At 66.7% G+C, this 18,839-nt stretch carries 16 protein-coding genes, 2 tRNA genes and 1 pseudogene; 8 read left to right on the top strand and 11 right to left on the bottom strand.

Annotation, left to right across the window (positions count from 1 at the left end):
- Positions 1 to 67 precede the first annotated feature (67 nt).
- Positions 68 to 847, bottom strand: a complete 780-nt coding sequence (locus ACYRGX_RS11135) for an FKBP-type peptidyl-prolyl cis-trans isomerase (protein WP_473052551.1) — start codon at positions 845 to 847, stop codon at positions 68 to 70.
- 152 nt (positions 848 to 999) lie between these two features.
- Here ACYRGX_RS11135 and ACYRGX_RS11130 point away from each other — a divergent pair, with 152 nt between their 5' ends.
- The gene (locus ACYRGX_RS11130; protein WP_473052550.1) at positions 1,000 to 1,668 is read left to right on the top strand and encodes a Crp/Fnr family transcriptional regulator; all 669 of its coding nucleotides are present in this window, start codon (positions 1,000 to 1,002) and stop codon (positions 1,666 to 1,668) included.
- Here the strand turns inward: ACYRGX_RS11130 and ACYRGX_RS11125 are convergent.
- Together ACYRGX_RS11125 and ACYRGX_RS11120 are read right to left on the bottom strand one after the other, a co-directional pair.
- Positions 1,665 to 2,840 (bottom strand): NnrS family protein, encoded by a 1,176-nt coding sequence (locus ACYRGX_RS11125; protein WP_473052549.1) that lies wholly within the window; start codon positions 2,838 to 2,840, stop codon positions 1,665 to 1,667. The genes ACYRGX_RS11130 and ACYRGX_RS11125 overlap by 4 nt on opposite strands.
- A gap of 87 nt (positions 2,841 to 2,927) precedes the next feature.
- Complete coding sequence (locus tag ACYRGX_RS11120) at positions 2,928 to 4,010, bottom strand: DUF1615 domain-containing protein (protein ID WP_473052548.1); 1,083 nt, start codon at positions 4,008 to 4,010, stop codon at positions 2,928 to 2,930.
- A gap of 133 nt (positions 4,011 to 4,143) precedes the next feature.
- Here ACYRGX_RS11120 and ACYRGX_RS11115 point away from each other — a divergent pair.
- Together ACYRGX_RS11115 and ACYRGX_RS11110 are read left to right on the top strand one after the other, a co-directional pair.
- Positions 4,144 to 4,908 (top strand): annotated as a pseudogene (locus tag ACYRGX_RS11115) (HAMP domain-containing protein); the annotation flags it as partial.
- 138 nt (positions 4,909 to 5,046) lie between these two features.
- A complete protein-coding gene (locus ACYRGX_RS11110) occupies positions 5,047 to 5,811 on the top strand; it encodes a methyl-accepting chemotaxis protein (protein WP_473056672.1) in 765 nt (254 codons plus the stop codon).
- 95 nt (positions 5,812 to 5,906) lie between these two features.
- On the opposite strand, the gene treS is transcribed toward ACYRGX_RS11110, so the two are convergent.
- A complete protein-coding gene (gene treS, locus ACYRGX_RS11105; protein WP_473052547.1) occupies positions 5,907 to 7,979 on the bottom strand; it encodes a maltose alpha-D-glucosyltransferase in 2,073 nt (690 codons plus the stop codon).
- 125 nt (positions 7,980 to 8,104) lie between these two features.
- On the opposite strand from treS, the gene ACYRGX_RS11100 reads away from it, so the two are divergent.
- Together ACYRGX_RS11100 and ACYRGX_RS11095 are read left to right on the top strand one after the other, a co-directional pair.
- Complete coding sequence (locus tag ACYRGX_RS11100) at positions 8,105 to 8,509, top strand: DUF2946 family protein (protein WP_473052546.1); 405 nt, start codon at positions 8,105 to 8,107, stop codon at positions 8,507 to 8,509.
- A 69-nt stretch (positions 8,510 to 8,578) separates the two neighbouring features.
- Positions 8,579 to 9,922 carry a PepSY-associated TM helix domain-containing protein gene (locus ACYRGX_RS11095; RefSeq protein ID WP_473052545.1) on the top strand — a complete coding sequence of 448 codons (1,344 nt, stop codon included), beginning with the start codon at positions 8,579 to 8,581 and terminating at the stop codon, positions 9,920 to 9,922.
- Positions 9,923 to 10,268: 346 nt separating this feature from the next.
- On the opposite strand, the gene ACYRGX_RS11090 is transcribed toward ACYRGX_RS11095, so the two are convergent.
- The 7 genes from ACYRGX_RS11090 to ACYRGX_RS11060 form a co-directional block, all read right to left on the bottom strand.
- A tRNA-Asp gene (locus tag ACYRGX_RS11090) sits at positions 10,269 to 10,345 on the bottom strand.
- A gap of 20 nt (positions 10,346 to 10,365) precedes the next feature.
- Positions 10,366 to 10,441: transfer RNA gene (locus ACYRGX_RS11085), tRNA-Val, on the bottom strand.
- 143 nt (positions 10,442 to 10,584) lie between these two features.
- Complete coding sequence (locus ACYRGX_RS11080) at positions 10,585 to 11,697, bottom strand: TRAP transporter substrate-binding protein (protein ID WP_473052544.1); 1,113 nt, start codon at positions 11,695 to 11,697, stop codon at positions 10,585 to 10,587.
- A 60-nt stretch (positions 11,698 to 11,757) separates the two neighbouring features.
- Positions 11,758 to 13,080, bottom strand: coding sequence for a TRAP transporter large permease (locus ACYRGX_RS11075; protein ID WP_473052543.1), 1,323 nt, complete (start codon positions 13,078 to 13,080; stop codon positions 11,758 to 11,760).
- Complete coding sequence (locus tag ACYRGX_RS11070) at positions 13,080 to 13,589, bottom strand: TRAP transporter small permease subunit (protein ID WP_473052542.1); 510 nt, start codon at positions 13,587 to 13,589, stop codon at positions 13,080 to 13,082. Before ACYRGX_RS11070 ends, ACYRGX_RS11075 begins: the two co-directional genes overlap by 1 nt.
- A 26-nt stretch (positions 13,590 to 13,615) precedes the next feature.
- The gene (locus tag ACYRGX_RS11065) at positions 13,616 to 14,365 is read right to left on the bottom strand and encodes a DeoR/GlpR family DNA-binding transcription regulator (RefSeq protein ID WP_473052541.1); all 750 of its coding nucleotides are present in this window, start codon (positions 14,363 to 14,365) and stop codon (positions 13,616 to 13,618) included.
- On the bottom strand, positions 14,362 to 14,553 hold the full coding sequence (locus ACYRGX_RS11060) for a hypothetical protein (RefSeq protein WP_473052540.1): 192 nt from the start codon (positions 14,551 to 14,553) through the stop codon (positions 14,362 to 14,364). The genes ACYRGX_RS11065 and ACYRGX_RS11060 overlap by 4 nt, the downstream gene beginning before the upstream one ends.
- Before the next feature lie 153 nt (positions 14,554 to 14,706).
- Between ACYRGX_RS11060 and ACYRGX_RS11055 the strand changes: the two genes are divergently transcribed.
- The 3 genes from ACYRGX_RS11055 to ACYRGX_RS11045 are packed head-to-tail and all read left to right on the top strand — an operon-like array spanning position 14,707 to position 18,795.
- Positions 14,707 to 16,137: an FAD-dependent oxidoreductase gene (locus tag ACYRGX_RS11055; protein WP_473052539.1), complete on the top strand. Its 1,431-nt coding sequence runs from the start codon at positions 14,707 to 14,709 to the stop codon at positions 16,135 to 16,137.
- Positions 16,130 to 17,386, top strand: a complete 1,257-nt coding sequence (locus tag ACYRGX_RS11050) for an FAD-dependent oxidoreductase (RefSeq protein ID WP_473052538.1) — start codon at positions 16,130 to 16,132, stop codon at positions 17,384 to 17,386. Before ACYRGX_RS11055 ends, ACYRGX_RS11050 begins: the two co-directional genes overlap by 8 nt.
- Entirely contained in the window at positions 17,383 to 18,795 is a 1,413-nt protein-coding gene (locus tag ACYRGX_RS11045; protein ID WP_473052537.1) for an FGGY family carbohydrate kinase, read from the top strand. Before ACYRGX_RS11050 ends, ACYRGX_RS11045 begins: the two co-directional genes overlap by 4 nt.
- The last annotated feature ends 44 nt before the right edge of the window (positions 18,796 to 18,839 follow it).

Raw genomic sequence — 18,839 nt, 5'->3', positions numbered from 1 at the left:
CGCTGAAACGAAAACACCCCGCCGCGACCTGAAGTCGCGGCGGGGTGTTCGGATGACGCAGGACGGCTTACTGGGCGGCCGGCGCGTCGCCTTTCGGAGCCTCGGCAGGCGCTTCGCCCTCGGCGGAAGCGGCGGGTGCCGCCGGAGCCGCGTTCGGGTCCTTGATGCCGAGCAGTTCGAGCTCGAACACCAGCACCGAGTTGGCGGGAATCGCCGGGCTCGGGCTCTGCGCACCATAGGCCAGGTCGCTGGGGATCCACAGACGAACCTTCTCGCCGACGTGCATCAGTTGCAGCGCCTCGACCCAACCGGGGATCACCCCACCGACCGGCAGGTCGATGGGCTGACCGCGCTTGATGGAGCTGTCGAACACGCTGCCGTCGAGCAACTTGCCCTCGTAGTGCACGGTGACCACGTCATCAGCCTTGGGCTGGGCGCCGTCGGCCTCCTTGAGAATCTCGTACTGCAAACCGGACTCGGTGGTGACCACGTTGTCCTTCTTGCCATTTTCCTCGAGGAATTTCTTGCCGGCGGCGAGGTTGTCCTCGCTGACCTTGGCCATGCGCTCTTCGGCCTGCTTCTGCAATGCAGCGAAGGCTTCCATCAGCTCCTCGTCCTTCAGGCGCGAGTCTTTCTTGCCGACCGCGTCTTCGATGCCCAGGGCGACGGCCTTGGGATCCAGGTCGTCGACCCCTTCCTGGGACAGGCTGCGTCCCATGTTCAGGCCGATGCCGTAGGACGCTTTCTGGGCCGGGCTATCCAGCTTCACTTCGGCGGCTTGCTTGTCGCAACCGGCGAGCACCAGGCCCACCAGGGCCATGGCCGCGGCCAAACGATGTTGTCTCATGCTGTTTCCTTTTCTACGCCGGGAAGTCGGCCGGCAATGGAGCGGCGAGCTTAACAGGTCGCCACGAAGCGGGGCTATGGCGCAATATGACCGATTCAGCGGCGGCGAGTTCCGTGTCCTCGCATTGCCTCCCCCTTTCACTGGAATACTGCATGCCGCCTGTCCTCGCTCCTCCGGCCCTGCTTGCCCACCCCCTCTTCGAATGCCTCGATGCGCCGACGTGCCAGGGCCTTCTGCAACGCGCCCGGCGTTCGAACCTGGCGCGCGGGCAGCAGGTCTTCCTGCAGGGGGACCGCGCCGATGCGTTCTACTTCGTCGCCAGCGGCCGGGTGAAGATCTACCGGGTGGGCGCCGACGGCCAGGAGAAGGTCTTCGAGGTCATTCGCCCGGGCGAGACCTTCGCCGAGGCGATGATGCTGATGGACAGCGAGACCTACGTCGCCTCCGCGCAAGCACTGGAAGCCTGCGACCTGTACCGTTTTCCCAACGCGGACTACCTGCGACTGCTGCACGCGGACCCGCGCCTGCCCCTGGTGCTGGCCGGACGCCTGAGCATCCGCCTGCACCAGCGCCTGGAAGAGATCGACCTGCTCTCGCAGAAGAACGCCAGCCTGCGCGTAGCCCGCTACCTGCTGGCGCAGACGCGCGAAAGCGACGACTTCGAGTTGCCCATGGCACGCCAGTTGATTGCCGCCCAGTTGTCGATCCAGCCAGAAACCTTCTCCCGAGCCATCCGCCGTCTGCTCGACGACGGCATCATCGAGCAGGTCGGCGCACACATTCGGGTGCTTGACCGCGCGCGCCTGGAGGCGAGCGACTAGCCCGGATGCCCATCGACGCGCGCCCGGCAGAGCATCGGCGCATAACCCAGCAGGAAGGCGGCGAACGCAGCAATGAAGGCCAGCGCCGCGAGGGCCAGGCCAATCTGGGGCCAAAGGGGATAGACGAACACCCTCGCCAGGGCGGCCAGGTTGATCATCACGAAGCCGAGCACCACGGCCCGCGGCGGCTGCAGCGAGCGACCGGTATGCCCCAGCGAAACCCGCGCGATCATCGCCAGGATCAACCCGCCCATGGCGCCCACACCGAGCGCATGCACGGCGCTGCTCGGCGGCAGCGCCAGTCCTGCCAGCGACAAGCCGGCGCCAAGATACGCCAGCGCCAGCCAGGCCATCGCCACATGCAGCGACCAGAGTAACGGCACGCGCCAAAGCCCGGCATCGTACCAACGCCACAGGCGCCAGGCATGCCCCGCCGCCAGCAGCAGCGGCAATGCTGCCCAGGGCTGCCACGGCGTCAGTTGCAGCACGGCCCAGAGCAGGCCGCCAAGCAACAGCCCGATGTCCAGCCAGGGTTGCCCAGCGACCGCCTGCACGCGCCCCAGGCCGCGCGCCGTGAAGAACGGCAGCACACGTCCGCCAATGGTCCCCATGAGCACCGCCAGCAGCCACAGTGCCGCCAGGGCGCCATTGCGTTGCCAGGCTTCGTCGCCCTGATAGAGGCCTATCAGCGCCACACCGTTGACCGCCGACAGGACCAGCAGGACCCCCACCAGCGGTGCGTTACCCCACTGCCGCCGGCGCCACAGCGCGCGCGCCACCAGCAACGCCAGCAGTGGCAGAAAGACCCCGTCGAGCAGCGCCAACCCGGGCGCTGCCAGCCCCGCCAGCCAGGCCAGGCGAGCCGCCACCCACAACGCTACCAGGCACTGCAAGGCACGCCCGGACAGCCCGGGCAGACCGGTCCAGTTCTGCACGGCGGTGAGTAGAAAACCCGCCACGATGGCCACACCGAAACCCAGGGGCATTTCATGGCGATGCCAGGCCAGCCAGCCGCCCGTCGGCTGCCAGTCACCCAGCAGGCCGCCGAGCGCCAGCCACCAGAGCGCCACGGCGAGCGCCGCGAAGGCCGCGCCGAAGAGAAAGAACGGACGAAAACCCAGCCGCCAGAGCGGCGCCACGGCCAACGCGCGACGGCGATCGATGATCTGCATGAGGCTGTCCTCGTCCTGTCGATTGCGGGCCCGCAGCATCGCCGCGGGCGAGCCTCCACGTCCTTGATTGCAATCAAGCGGCGCGAATCAGCGCGCCATGCAGCGTTTCCAGCGCTCGTTGACGCGATTGGCGAACCAGGCGGTGGTGAGGTTGCGGGTAATCTTCGGGCTGTGCAGGCGAATGCCGGGCAGCACCGCGCGCGGCAGCGCACGCCCGAACTGGGCATCGGCCAGCTCGAAGACACGGCGATAAACGCGGCTGTCGGTGAACTCGGCGCCCTCCCCGGTCTCCAGCTCACGGCGAATCTGCGCGTCGCTCAGACGCAGCCGCTCGCCCAGGCTGCGCACGGCTTTCTCGGTCTGCCCCGCGCGGCTGCTGCCGGGAATCAGCAAGTCGCCATCCAGCGCCAGGTCGATACCGGTCAGCCGCGCGACGGCGGCCTGGAACGCGGCATTGCGGCTGGCATACCAACCGGCGTTGAAATCGGCGAAGCGATACAGCGGTTCCGGGTAGTCCGCCGGATAGCCCAGCAGATGCGCCGTGCCGAAGTAGAGACCGCCACGGCGGCTGAAGACCTCGTCGCGCAGGCTGCCCGTATGGCTGTAGGGATAGCCTTCGGCATGCGCCTCGGCGAACGCCACGCTGACCTGCATCGGCCCGCCGGTGCGGACCGGATTCAAGCCCCCGAACAGCTCGCGCCCCAACGGCACCATGCCGACGAAGTCGTCGAACAGTTCGCTCAGTTCGCGCTCGCTACGCACGGCGGCCAGGCGCTCGGAATAACTGCGCCCGTCTGGCGAGCTCAGCGCCAGCGCCCCACGCAGTAAAAGGTCCGGCACATGGGCGGCGTCGGCGCGGCGCTCGATCTCGCGGCGAGCAATGCCACCCAGCCCGGGCACCCGAGGGTCGGCGCGGAAGGTCGACTCCTGCTCGGTGACGGCGAGTACCGCGCAGAGGTTCTGCCGGTTGGCGTCCAACGCCTGGCTGGTGAAGGCCACCTGGATGTCCCGTGCCCAGCCCTGGCGATCGGCCAGGTCCGCCGGCAACAGGCGCAGCAATTCAGCCTGGATCTCCTGGGGCGGACGCGGCACTGGCGCGGGCTCGCGCCCCGCGCAAGCCACGAGCAACAGCATCGAAACCAGCAACAGCGATGAACGAAGGAGGGGCATGCGAAAATCTCTGGGGATACCAGACTTGGTCATGGGCAAGGACGCCGGAGTTCACGACGAACGGTAACAATTGCACACGCATCCTGCTGGGACGACTACGCTCACGTCACATAAGATAGCCACAAATATCAAAATGCCATCACATGGACGTGTCGCGCCCTCTCTCAGGAGAACGCCCATGTCCCGTTCCTTATCACTGCGCTCCCAGGTACTCGTACTGCTCGGTGGCAGCTTGCTGGCCCTGCTGCTGATCGCACAGTTCGCCCTGCAATACCTGCACACCGGCGTCGATGCCTATCGCGATCTGATGCGCGGGCCGCTGCGCGACAGCCAGCTCATCGACGAAGCCAACCTGCGCTTCAAGGTACAAGTGCAGGAATGGAAGAACGTCCTGCTGCGCGGCGCCGACGAGCAGAAGCTGCAACGCTACTGGAGCCAGTTCGAAGACGAGGAAGCGCAGGTACGGAAACTCCTCGGCGAACTCGCCGAGCGACCGGAGCTACCGGCGGATATCGCCAGCGAATTGCAGGCGTTGCGCAGCGAGCACGTCAACCTGGGCAAAGCCTATCGCGAAGGGCGTGACGCCTTCCTCGCCGCCGGCGCCGACCCACGTGCAGGCGATACCGCCGTGCAAGGCATCGACCGCGCCACCAGCGAGCGCATGAACGCGCTGGTCGATCGTCTGCGCCAATCCGCGGACGCCTCCGCAGCGCAGATCGATGCCAGCTCCACCCGCGTACTCTGGCTGGCTGCGCTGGGTATGCTCGGCTTCGGCCTGCTCACCACCGTACTGGCCTTGTGGCTGGTCGATCGTCGTCTGGTCTCCCCCATCGCGCGGCTGATCGCCCACATCACGCGCCTCAGCGAAGGCGACTTCAGCCAGCGCATCGAGATCGATCGCCGGGACGAGCTGGGGCACCTGGCGACCGCCGCCAACCGCCTGCGCGATACCCTCTCGGAGACCTTCGAGCGACTGCGACGCACCACCGGAGAACTGGACCGGGCGAGCGACGAACTCTCGCGCATCGCGGCGCAGATGGCCCAGGGCACCCGCGATCAGTTCGATCGTACCGACCAGGCCGCCACGGCCATGGCCGAGATGTCCGCCACCGCCCAGGAGGTCGCGCGCCACGCGGCTCAGGCCGCCCAGGCGGCGGATGAAGCCGATACCAGCGCGCAGCGGGGTGAAAGCGTGATGCAGCAGACCATCGTCACCATCACCGAGATGCGCGAGGAAGTGGTGCGCACCGCGGAGCGCCTGCAACGCCTACAGGGCGACAGCGAGCGCATCGGCAAGGTGCTCGAAGTGATTCGCGGCATCGCCGACCAGACCAACCTGCTGGCGCTGAACGCAGCCATCGAAGCGGCTCGCGCCGGCGATGCCGGACGCGGTTTCGCGGTGGTCGCCGACGAAGTGCGCACGCTGGCGCAGCGCACCGCCAGCTCCACCGCCGAGATCCACCAGATCATCGACACCGTGCAAACCGGCGCCAGCGAGGCAGTGCAGGCCATCGGCAGCAGCCATCAGCGGGCGGAAAGCGGCGTGACCCAGGTGCAGCAGGCGGGCGAACGCCTGCGGCAGATCACTAACGCCATCGAGGCGATCCGCGACATGAACCGGCAGATCGCCACCGCCGCCGAAGAGCAGACCTCGGTGGCCGAGGACATCTCGCGCAACCTCACCGGCATCACCGCTATCGCCACCAGCAACGGCGAGGATGTGGAGCGCACCGAAGCGGCCAGCGCACGCCTGCACGACCTCTCCGGCGAACTGCAGCAGGCCCTGCGCAAGGTCGGCTGATGTAGCCTGGGTGGAGCGCAGCGGTACCCAGGCCCCGCTGCTGCGTCGGACCTCGCAATCCTGGGTATCGCTGCGCTCGACCCAGGCTACGGTGATCAGTAGCTGGTGGCCCCGGGCACGCCGACGATGCGCAGGCACAAGCCTTCGTAGGGTTCCAGGTCGACCGGCAGCTCGCCCTCGGCGGACAGGTCGCCCTCCACACGCTCGTTGATCATGTCCACAACGGTGCCCGGACCGACCTCCGGCAGCGGCACCGACTCACGCACCGGCTGATTGGAGAAGTTCAGCGCGGTGATCTGCATGCCACGTCCAGCCGGTAGCTCGTGGACCATCAGCAGCAACCCCGGCGAGCTGACCTCGGGGATCGCCACCTGCCGCGCGCTGGCCAATCCATAGGCCTGGCGCACCGCGAGCAGTTTCTTCAGCTGATTGACGAAGGAGTCCGGCTGCTGCAGTTGCTCTTCCAGGTTGCCGTACAGACAGCGCGCCCGCGGCAGGCCCTCACGCGAGTGCTGCGCCGCCGGGTCGACGTCCGCCAGGTCGTAGGCGCCGCGGGCGATCCAACGGGTATCGCCGTCGTCCATGCGCTCGCCCAATTCCTCCGGACGCAGCGGCAAGGCACCCACCAGGTCCCAACCCGACAGCGCGAAGACGCCCGGTTGCAGGGCATTGAACATCGCCAGCAACAGGTGCAGCCGCTGGATGCAGCGGCACTGTTCGTCGTCCAGGTTGTCTAGGTCGCGAATGCCCAGCGCCGCGGCGGCCACGCTCGCCGTGGTGCAGGCCACGCCGTTGGTGACGAAGCGCAGGTTGTAGGGCGCGTGTTCGCCGGAGAGTTTTTCGTACATTACCTCGCGGATGTGCTCGCGCAGGATACTGCCGGGCCAGGTCTGGCCCTGGAAGCTGAACTGGGTGTTGGCGTGCAGCGTCCAGAAATGCACCAGCTCCAGGGTGAGTTCGTCATGGTTCTGCAGGGCGTGGATCAACGACGCCGGGTCGATGCCGAACTGGTGCACGGTGCGCAGCATCAGTCGCAGGAACTCGGTATCGCCGGTGAGCAAGGCGTGCTGGCAGGCCGGCCGGGTGATGAAATCGTAGGAGAGATCAGCGCCGCCGCCGGACATCGAGGCGATGTCGTCCACCGTCAGGTTCAACTCCTGGAAGCTGAAGCCACCGGCCTTGCGGATCATCCCGCCCATCAGTTGGTTGCCGACGATCGACAGCGGGTGGCTCTCCGACCAGGCCGGGCCCTGGGCGCGGCGCTCGACACCGAGGAAACCGTTGGCGTCCAGGCGCAGGCCTCGGGCGCCGAGCACGTCCAGCGAGTGCAGCGCATCGCCAATGATCAATTGCTGCGCGGCGAAGCTCGGGTCCAGCCAGTTCAGCGACGGCTGGCCCTCCTTGAAGTAATGCAGGTAGACCCAGCGTCGCTCGCGACCGTCGACGCCGATCACCGGTGCGGTGGCGCTCCAGTCGGTCTCCTTGACGCCCGGTTCGAAGAAGATCACCCGTTGCAACTGGCCGACGATGTAGCCCTTCTCGCGTAAGGCATCGACGCACTCCGGGCCCAGGTTCACCGCATCGCGCCCGCTGGGCACCAACGGCAAAAGGCCCCAGTCCTCGCTGCGGATCTCGACCATGTGGTAAAGCCCGGGATAGTCCCCGTAGGCCATCTCGGCCAGGCGGAAGTCCGCGCCCTTGCCGGTGTGCGAAGGCACGATGTCGTCGATCACCACCGCGTTGTGCGCCAGGGCCATGCGCGCCAGGTCGATGAATTCTTCCTGGCTGCCGAAGCGCGGGTCGATCTCCAGGCCGATGCGGTCGAAGTTGCCATCGATGGTCGGCGTGTGCTCACGGCCACGCAGGCCGCCGGAGAGCTTGGTCGGGCCGATGTGGATGGCCTGGATGCCGATCGTGGAAAACGCCTGCCAGAGCGCATCCTCGCCCAGGGTGGCGAGCACGGAGCGTTCCTCCGCGGTGATCACTGCACCGGGGTAGGCGGTGAACCACACCGAGGCCAGTTCCGAGGCCGAGCGCGGCCGCGCCTCCGCATAGGGATGCAGCCACATGCGTGACTGCCCCCCGTACTGGCGGGCGCGCAGGCGGGCCTGGTGCAGCATCGACTGCTCGACGAGCCAGGCGACATAGTCCGGATCGGGGGTGTTCATGCGCTTCTCCATGACGGTGTCCTCCGGCGTTGGAACGCAACGCCGCGCGTTCTATCCGCTCGACTGGGTTTACCCGGCGCAGATCGCTATCATGGCGCCCCTTTCGACTGGCTGCGAATTCGACCATGCCGCGCCTCCCCCGGCCCCACTCACTCCGCTCCGCCGCTCGCCGGCAGGTAGCGGCGTGGCTCGGCTGCCTGGCGCTGCTGCTGCAATTGCTGGTGCTGCCGCTGTCTGCGGCGGAACCGGTGGCGATGAAGCGCCTGCACGGCTGGGGTGGCTACTGCCACGCGGGCATGCAGAGGCAGCCGATGGGCCACGGGGAACATCATCCGCACGGCACGCCGGCCAGCGCCCAGCACTGCCTGTGCGGCGCCAGCGCAGCCGCGCTCGGTGGCTTGCACGGCGTGCCCATGACACTGCCCTGCGCCACGCCCTGCGCATTCATGGCTTTCGTCGCGGCACCCGAGCGTCCGGCACCGTCCCCCGTGCGTAGCCCGGCGCAACCGCGCGCGCCTCCTTACGCCTGACTCGCCCTTCACCTTTGCCTTCAATTTCACCCGCACGCGCTGCGCGTGCGGGTCTGACAGCGAGTCATCATGAAATCCTCTCCGTCTTCCGTTGCACGCAACGAGCGTGCGGCCCTGCAGACGCTGCTCGAGCGCCTTCACCTTTATATCGGCGTACTGGTCGGTCCGTTCCTGCTGGTCTCAGCACTGACCGGCATCTTCTATGTGCTCACCCCACAGTTGGAAACCCTGCTCTATCGCGACGTGCTGTTCGCCCAGGACAGCGGGCCGGCGCAACCGCTGGCGAGCCAGGTCGCTGCGGCCCGCAATTATCTCGGCGATGGCGCCGAACCCATCGCCGTACGCCCAGCCGAACCCGGCGGCAGCACCCGCGTGCAGTTTTCCGCGCCCGGACTGAATCCCTCGGAAAGCCGCGCCGTGTTCATCGACCCGGCCAGCAGCCGGGTGCTCGGCGACCTGGTGGTCTACGGCACCAGCGGCGTGCTGCCGTTGCGCGGTTGGCTCGACCAATTGCACCGAGGCCTGAACCTGGGTGACTGGGGACGCCTGTACACCGAGCTCGCCGCCTCCTGGCTGTGGCTGGCGGCACTCGGCGGACTGCTGTTGTGGTACCTGCGCAGGCGCCGTGGCGTACGTCAGCGGGGCCTGCGCCGCTGGCATTCGACACTCGGCCTGTGGGCGCTGCTGGGCTTGCTGTTCTTTTCCGCAACTGGACTGACCTGGTCGCAATACGCCGGCGGGCGCATCGGCGAGTTGCGCCACCGCTATGGCTGGTCCACGCCCAGCGTGAACCCCATGCTACACGGCCACGCCATGCCGGCGATGGGCGAGCACGCGGAACACATGGGGCATGCCGGGATGGCCGAGATGCCGACGTTCGACACCCGCCTGTTCGACGCCAGCCTGGCCGCCGCCCGCGCGCATGGCATCGACGCGGCCAAGGTGGAGATTCGTCCGGGCAGTGCCGGGCGCGCCTGGACCGTCACCGAGATCGACCGCCGCTGGCCGACCCAGGTCGATGCCGTAGCCATCGATCCCTCCGACCTACACGTCACCGACCAGGTGCGCTTCGCCGACTACCCGCTGGCCGCCAAACTGACCCGCTGGGGCATCGATCTGCACATGGGCGTGCTATTCGGCCTGATCAACCAACTGGCACTGATCGCCGCCGCCGTCGCCCTGGTGGTGATGTCGCTGTGGGGATACCGCATGTGGTGGCAGCGTCGGCCCCGGCAGCAGGCGTACATCGGGCCGCTGCGCACCCTGGCCAGCCTGAGCTGGCGGAGCCGCCTGCTGCTGGCCCTCGTCGCCGCCGTACTGGGCTGGTGCCTGCCGGTGCTGGGCGTGAGCCTGCTGGTCTTCCTGGCGCTGGACGCGCCGGTCGCGGCGTGGCAGCGCTATCGCAGCGCCTAGGGCCTGTTCCCGTTTCATTCACGGCCGCGCCCTCGCCTCGCAAAGGGGCAAGGGGCTATTTCGTGCAAACCAGCAGCATGAGTGACACGTCAGCACCGCGTTATCACGCAGACCAAAGCCTCAAAGCGCGCCGCTAATCATCAATCCCGCGCAAACCCTCCCTCTCCACTCGCGGGAGAGGGCCGGGGAGAGGGGGAGCCACAGATGTTCGGCAGGGTGTGCGACATTTATCGCAGACATAGCCATAAAAAAAGCCCCGAGCTTGGCTCGGGGCTTTCGTTGCCGTCTAGCGACGATTACTCGTCTCCGGCGCTACCGGGCGTTCAGTGGACCCAGGTAGCAAATGTGGCGCAGCGGACGGGACTCGAACCCGCGACCCCCGGCGTGACAGGCCGGTATTCTAACCGACTGAACTACCGCTGCGCGTAACCCCTCGAGCGAGTTGGTGGGTGGTGACGGGATCGAACCGCCGACCCTCTGCTTGTAAGGCAGATGCTCTCCCAGCTGAGCTAACCACCCTTCGCTCTCGAAGTGGTGCGCATTCTAGAGAGCAGTCGAAACCTTGGCAAGCCCTTTTTTGAATTTTTTTTGCTGAAATTCCAATAGGTTACGAAATAACCAAGGCGACCCTGGGGAAACCTCCCCGGGCCGCCTGCGCTGCATCAGGAGTAACGGTAGGGAACGCCTGCCTTTTCCATGATCGCGTTGTACTGCTTGAAGATCTCGACGACCCTGGCTGCGCGCGGGCTGGTGCTGGCGATCTCGTCCCAGAAGCCCTCGGCGTCCTTGATCACCTGGTTCCACTCGGTCTGCGGAATGGTGGTCAGCTCCATCTTCTTGCCTTCCACGCGCAGCTTGGCCTCACCGCCCCAGTACCAGACCTGGCGGTAGTAGTGCGACTGGTCGATGGTGATCTTGAACAGCTCCTGCAGGTGCGGCGGGACTTTCTTCCAGCTTTCGCTGTTGGCGAAGTAGGAACCGCACCAGGCACCGGTGACGTTGTTCGACAGGGCGTATTTGCAGATGTCCGCCCAGCCCACTTCGTAGGCCTCGGTGAAGCCGCACCAGGCCACGCCGTCGAGCTCGCCGGTCTGCAGGGCGACTTCGACGTTGTCCCACGGCACGGTGACCGGGATCAGGCCATAGCGCGAGAGGAACTTGCCGGCGGTGGGCACGCCGAATACCCGCTTGCCCTTCATGTCCGCCAGGGAACGGATCGGCTCCTTGGTGAAGATGTGCAGGGGGTCCCAGGCGCCGGCGCTGAGCCACTCCACGCCTTCGACTTCGCCATAGGCCTCGGCCCATATGTCGTTGAGACCGTACTGCTGGAACAGCACCGGCAGGTCCAGGCTGTAGCGGGTGGAGAACGGGAAGTAACCACCGAAGACCGAGATGTCCACGGGCGAGGCCATGGAGGCGTCGTCCGACTGCACCGCATCGATGGTGCCGTTCTGCAGGGCGCGGAACAGCTCGGAGGTCGGCACCAACTGATCGGCGTAGTACAGGTCGATGACCATCTCGCCATTGGCCGCCTTGTTGAAGGCCTCGATCTGCGGCTTGATCACGTGCGCACCCAGCGGTGCGCCGGAGTAGGTCTGCAGGCGCCAGCGGATCGGACCGCTCTGGGCATTGATGTAGGGGGCGCCGATGCTGCTGGCCGCGACCGCCGCGCTACCGACCGCCGCCTGACGCAGGAAACTGCGACGGCTGGAAGGCTTCTCGCTCTGGGTCGCCTCCGGCGTGACGATGGCGGGCTTGTTGGTTTCTTCAGTCATGTTGCCGTTCCTTTTATCGAGTGGGTGTTCGAATTCCATGGAGCTGTGACGAAGGCAGAATCAGCGGCCGGACACGTAGTGCGGCAGCCACAGGACCAGTTCGGGGAAGACCATCAGCAGGATCAGCGTCAGCAACATGATCGCCACGAACGGGGTGATCGACTTATAGATGTCGATTAGGGTGATTTCCTTGGGCGCGAGCGCACGCATCAGGAACAAGTTGTAGCCAAAGGGCGGCGTGATGTAGGCGATCTGGCAGGTGATGGTGTAGAGCACGCCGAACCAGATCAGGTCGAAGCCCAGCTCGCGCACCAGCGGGATGAACAGCGGCGCGACGATCACCAGCATGGCGGTATCGTCGAGGAAGATGCCGAGGATCACGAAGGCCAGCTGCATCAGGATGATCACCTGCCAGGGCGACAGGCCCCAGTCGTTGATGAACAGCCCCTGCAACGCCCGCGAGGCGCCCAGGCCATCGAACACCGAGCCGAAGGCCAGCGCGGCGAGGATGATCCAGAGGAACATGCAGGAGATCAGCAGCGTCTTGCGCGACACGTCGAACAGCACCCGCCGGCTCAGGCGGCGCTTGTAGGCCGCCGCCAGGGTCGCCGCAGTGGCGCCGACCGCCGAGCTTTCCACCAGGCTGGTGATGCCCATGATGAACAGGCCGGTCATGGCGAAGAAGATCAGGAACGGAATGATCCCGGCGCGCAGCAGCTTGAGCTTCTCGGCGAAGGGCATGTTCAGCTCATCGTCCGAAACGATTGGCGCCAGTTGCGGCTGCAGCCGGCAACGCACGATCACGTAGATCAGGAACAGCGCGGCCATCAACAAGCCCGGCAGCACGCCGGCCAGCCACAACTGGCTCACCGGCTGCCGCGCGATCATGCCGTAGAGCACCATCACCACGCTCGGCGGCACCAGGATGCCGAGCGAACTGCCGCCCTGCACTACCCCGGAGATCAATACCTTGTCGTAGCCGCGACGGAGCATCTCCGGCAGCGCGATGGTGGCGCCGATGGCCATGCCCGCCACGCTCAGGCCGTTCATCGCCGAAACCACCACCATCAGCAGCAGCGTACCGATGGCCAGGCCACCGCGTACCCGACCGAACCAGACGTGGAACATCCGGTAGAGGTCCTCGGCGATCCCCGCCTCGGCCAACACGTAGCCCATGTAGATGAACAACGGCAGGGTCAGCATCGGGAACCAGTTGAACAGCTTGAAGGCCGCGTTGAACGGCATCTCCACCGCACCCTGTCCATACAGCAGCAGCGACACCGCGGCGGCGACGAAGCCGATGGCGGCGAACACGCGCTGGCCGGTGAGCAGCATCAGCATCATCCCGGCGAACATCAGCAGGGCGATCATTTCGTAGCTCATCAGAGGGCTCTCCCGCGTGCCTGGGCCAGGTCCTTGAGGATGGTCGAGAAGGTTTGCAGGATCATCAGCACGATGGCCGCCACCATGAGCACCTTGATGGGCACCATGGACGGGTTCCACATGGAGAAATTGTGCTGGTTGGTCTTGATCGCGTAGAGCGTGCTGGAGATCGAGCCGATCAGCAGCACCACCAGGAAGAACAGCAGACAGAAGTCGGTCAGCAGATCGAGGCGCCCCTTGTTGCGCTCGCTCAGGTGCGAATAGATCAGGTCCATGCGCACGTGGCTGTCTTCCTTGAGCGAATAGGGCGCGCCCACGAAGTAATAGGCGACCAGGGTGAACTGGGCGAACTCGATGCACCAGTGCAGCGGGATATTGAGCACGTTGCGGGTCACCGCATCGAGCAGCAGCACGCCGACCAGGACGAAGATCAGACACATCGCCAGCATCCCCGTCCAGGTGGAAATCCGGTCCATCTGCCGCACGTACCAGCGCATCGCATTACCCATCATCTGCCTCCCTTTTCTCGAAATCCTCAGGCGGTCAACACCGTGACTCCGGCCCGTCCCAGCGCGCTGCGCAGCTCGGCATTGGGCACCGCATCGGTAATCAGCAGGTTGATCCGTTGCAAATCGCACACTTTGAACGGCGCCTGCCGCTCGCACTTGGACGCGTCGGCCAGCACGATGAGCTGCCGCGCCTGGTTGATCATGGCCCGCGCCACCTGCGCTTCCTCGATGTTGAAATCCGCCGCGCCGGCCGCGTCCAGCGCACCGACCGTGAGCAGCGCGTAATCGGCGCGAAAAGCGCCGATCTGCTCGATCGCCATCGGCCCCACCGTTTCCTGGTTGTCCTGGCGAAACAGGCCGCCGAGCAGATAGACATCCGCGCGCTCACCCACCTCGCTGGCGATGCGCAGCGAATTGGTGACGATCGTCAGTCCGCCGATACGCGCCAATACCGAGGCCGCCGCCAGGGTCGTGGAGCCGGTGTCGACGAACAGCGTGTCTCCCGGCGCAATGACCTCCGCCAGGCGCTCTGCCAGGCGCACCTTGACCTCGCGGCCCTCCCCCATGCGCTGGGCGAAGCTGCCTTCACGCTCGCTGCGCAACTTGCGCGCACCGCCGTGAACCTTCTGCACGCACCCTTCTTCGGCGAGCTGGAAGAGATCGCGACGTACCGTTTCGGCCGACACCGAGAACTCCGCCACCAACTGATCCACGCTCGCCTGCCCACGTTGCTCGATGAACGTGAGGATGCGTACGCGGCGTTCCCTGGGTTTCACCTTGTTACCTGCCTTAGCGCACCGTCTTGGCCCAATGCATCGTCGTGGTGCGTCACGAAAGCGAAGTCCATTCCGTCGATCTGTTCAACAAAAATCTGCATTTTTTTACCGAATCCACGATTTCCTGTGGCCTGCCGACGTGCCGACAATCCACCTTCGCATCCGCCGGGAGCGGCCGGAATGTCCATCAATACCCGCATCCATGCAATATAAAGTCCAATCTTTGTAGGCAAATACGACGGGACGCTGCCAAAAGCGACCCGCAAAAATCGACCGAGTAGTTGACCATTTGGTCACTTCGACTTACTGTCGAGGCCTAACCTCCAGCGGAGCGCTCCGCCATGCCCTTGCGCATCAACCCCCTCTTGCCGGGCCAGGCTCTGTACGACATTGCAGTGATCGGTGCCGGCGTCGTCGGCTGCGCCATCGCTCGACGCTTCACCCTGGAGGGTGCCCGCGTGGTGGTGGTGGAAAAGGCCCGCGATGTGCTCGACGGCGCCTCCAAGGGCAACAGCGCCATCCTGCATACCGGCTTCGATGCCCCGCCCGGTTCGCTGGAACTGGAGTGCATCCGCCAGGGCTATGCCGAGTACCGGCAGATCCGTGAGTCGTTGAACCTGCCGCTGGACCCCTGCGGCGCACTGGTGCTGGCCTGGGACGAAGAACAACGCGCGGCGCTCGGCAGCCTGGTCGAACAGGCGCTGGAAAATGGCGTGGATGACGTGGAGATGCTCGAGCGCCCCGCGCTGCTCGACCTGGAGCCGCACCTCGCCGAAGGCGTCCAAGGCGGCTTCCGGGTGCCCGGCGAGAGCCTCGTCGACCCTTGGTCCGCGCCCCATGCCTATTTGTCCCAGGCCCTGCTCAACGGCGCGCGCCTGATGCTCGACAGCGCACTGATCGGCGCACAGTTCGAAGGGGAGCACTGGCGCCTGGAGACCAGCCGCGGCAGCGTGAGTGCACGCACCGTGATCAATTGTGCCGGCCTCTATGGCGACCGGGTGGAAGAGCTGCTGCTGGGTCACGCGGAGTACGTGATCCGTCCGCGCAAGGGGCAGTTCGTGGTCTACGACAAGAGCGCCGCGCCACTGCTGCGGCACATCCTTCTACCGGTGCCGACGAAGATCACCAAGGGCATCGTGGTCTGCCGCACGGTGTTCGGCAACCTGCTGGTCGGCCCCACCGCCGAGGAACAGGACGCGCGCGACGAAGCGGTGCTCGACGAGGCCACCCTGCGCACCCTGCAGCAACGCGGCGAGCAGATTCTTCCGGCGCTCGCCGGGCACTCCATCAGCGCGCTCTACGCCGGCCTGCGTCCGGCCACCCAAGCCAAGGAGTACCAGGTCCGCAGCCAGCCCGAGCATCGCTACATCGCCGTCTCCGGCATTCGCTCCACCGGCCTTTCCGCCGCCCTGGGGCTGGCCCGGCACGTATGGGGCCTGTATAGCGAACACGCGAAGGCCGCTCACCAGGCGCTCGACGATGTGGCCTGGCCGCGCCAGCCGAACCTCGCCGAATGCGCGCCGCGCGATTGGCAGGCGGCGGACAACGGCGGCATCGTCTGCCATTGCGAGCGGGTCACCCGCCGTGAAATAGAGCAAGCCTTGCGCGGTCCGATGGCCGCCAACAGCCTGGCCGGGCTCAAGCGCCGTACCCGCGTCACCATGGGACGCTGCCAGGGTTTCTACTGCAGCGCGGAATTGGCCAAGCTCACCCAGGGGCGCCTGGCCACGCCGCTCGGCCAGCCCCTGGACGAGGGCCATGGACATGAGTGAGCTGCCCGAACACTGCGCCGTCGCCATCATCGGCGGTGGCCCGGCGGGACTCGCCGCCGCCACCCGCCTGCGCGAACTGGGCGTGGCCGATGTACACCTGCTCGAACGCGACAGCGAGGCCGGCGGCATTCCCCGGCACTGCGGCCACTATCCCTTCGGCATGCGCGAGTTCAAACGCCTGCTCAAGGGCCCGGAACTGGCACGCCGGCTGGTGGCGCGCGCCCTGGCGGTTGGCGTACACATACACACCCAGGTTTCGGTGATGGCGCTGCAACCCGGACCGCAACTGCAACTCTCCACCCCCAACGGCATGCGTACGCTGATCGCGCGGCGGGTGATTCTCGCCACCGGCGTGCGTGAAACCTCCCGCGCCACGCGCCTCATCGGCGGCAGCAAACCCGGCGGCGTGCTGCCCACCGGCGCGCTCCAGGGCATGGTCTACCTCAGCGGCCAGCGACCGTTCGAGCGCCCGGTGATCGTCGGTAGCGAGCTGGTGGCGTTCTCCGCCCTGCTCACTTGCCGCGCCGCCGGCATCCAGCCGCTGGCGATGATCGAGGAAAACCCTTACCCCACCGCCTGGCGCGCGGCCAGCCTGCTACCCCGGCTGCTCGGCGTCGAATGGTTGCCATCGACCCGGCTGGCGGCCATCCAGGGCCGTGAGCGGGTCACCGGCGTCAACCTCGAAACACCCAATGGGCCGCGCTTCATCAAGACCGACGGCGTCATTCTCAGCGGCCGCTTCCTGCCGGAAGCCAGCCTCCTGCAAGGCAGCCACCTGTCACTCGATGCAGGCAGCGGCGGCCCCTGCGTGGACCAGTTCGGTCGCTGCTCGGACCCCAACTACCTGGCTGCCGGCAACCTGCTGCGCCCAGTGGAGACCGCAGGATGGAGCTGGCAGGAAGGACGGCACGTCGCCGAATCGCTGGCCGCGGAAATCGCCGGGCGCCTGCCCGATCCGCTGGTCGAGCCGCCACTCTCACTGGAGTGCGCCGATCCTGCGCTGCGCTACGTGGTGCCGCAACGCCTCCATCCGAAGGAACTCGAGGTTGGCCTCGGTGCGCTGCAACTTCGCGTATCGCGGCCGGTTAACGGCCACCTGGAGCTCCTGCATGACGGCCAGGTGCTGCACCGCCAACGCTTGAAGACACGCCCCGAGCGGCGCATTCTCGTGGCCTCCAACGTCCTCGCCGCGCTGCCCCCCGGGGCCCGCGTCGAACTGCGCCTGCATGAGGAGTCCGCGCACCGATGAGGGTGCTCGCCATCGATCAGGGCACCACCAGCACCCGCGGCTTCGTCTTCGATGCCCGCGGCGCGCGGCAATTGCTCTACGCTCACGAACAGCGCCAGCATCACCCGCAGCCCGGCTGGGTCGAACACGACCCTCTGGAGTTGCTGGAAGACCTGCATACCTGCCTGGCTCGCGCCCGGGACATCGACGCCGTGGCCTTGGCCAACCAGGGCGAAAGCTGCCTGGCCTGGGATGCTCGCGACGGCCGCCCGCTGACGCCGCTGATCGTCTGGCAGGACGACCGTACCCGTGAACGCTGCGATGCCCTGCGTGCCGCCGGCCACGAAGCCCTCTCGCTGAGCCGTTGCGGCCTGCCGCTGGACCCGTATTTCTCCGCCTCCAAGCTTGGCTGGATTCTCGAACAGGTCCCCGAGGCCCGCGCCCTGCAAGGCAGCGGACAACTGCGCCTGGGTACCAGCGATGCCTGGTTTCTCGACCGCCTCTGTGGGCGCTTCGTGACCGACATCACCACCGCCTCGCGCACCGGCCTGCTCGACCTCGCCAGCGGTGCCTGGGACGCCGAACTCTGCGCCGTGCACGGCGTACCCATGGAGTGCCTGCCGAGCATCGTCGACTCCACCGGCGACTTTGGCCGCGTCACCTGCGCCGACGGCCCGGTACCGCTGCGCGCCAGCCTGGTCGACCAACAGGCCGCGCTCTACGGACATGGCTGCCGCGAGGCCGGCGACAGCAAGATCACCTTCGGCACCGGCGCCTTCGCCCTCACCCTCTGCGCCGGCGCCGCGCCCACCGCCCAGGCCAATGGCCCGTTGCCCAGCGTCGCCTGGCGCCTCGCCGGGCAACCCACCCGCCACGCGCTGGACGCCGGCGTCTACTGCGCCAGCGCCGCCCTGGAATGGGCGCGCAACCTTGGTCTGTTCCAGGACTTTCGCGATATCCAGAGCTTCAGCGCGCCCTCGGCGCTGTCCCGCGGGCTGATCTTCGTGCCTGCCCTCGCCGGCCTCGCCTGCCCCCATTGGCGCCGCGACGCCCGCGGCGTGTGGCACGGCCTGTCACTGGAACACGGCCCCGGCGACCTGGTGCAATCCATCCTCGAAGGCGTCGCCCTGCGCGCCGCCGAAGCCCTGGAATCCATCGCCGCCTTGCAACCGCTACGCGGCGAGCTGTCCATCGACGGCGGCATGACCCGCAACCCCTACTTCTGCCAATTCCTCGCCAGCGTCCTGCAACGCCCGGTGAAAGTCTCCAGCGACCCCGAGCTCACCTCCCTCGGCCTCGCCCAGCTCGCCGCCCACAGCCTGGGCCGAGAACTGCCCGCACAACAGCAGTACCAGCGGTATGAGCCACAGGCGGGGGTCGCGGAGTACCGGGGGAGGTTTGCTAAGGCGTTGGAGGCGGCGCTGGCTTAGAGGGCCTCGACAGTACGCGCGGACTGGGAATACCGGGTCTCGCA

Source organism: Pseudomonas sp. R4-15, from assembly GCF_055768815.1.
The sequence above is the reverse complement of the archived record's forward strand: the minus strand, read 5'-3'. Positions and strand labels throughout refer to the sequence as shown.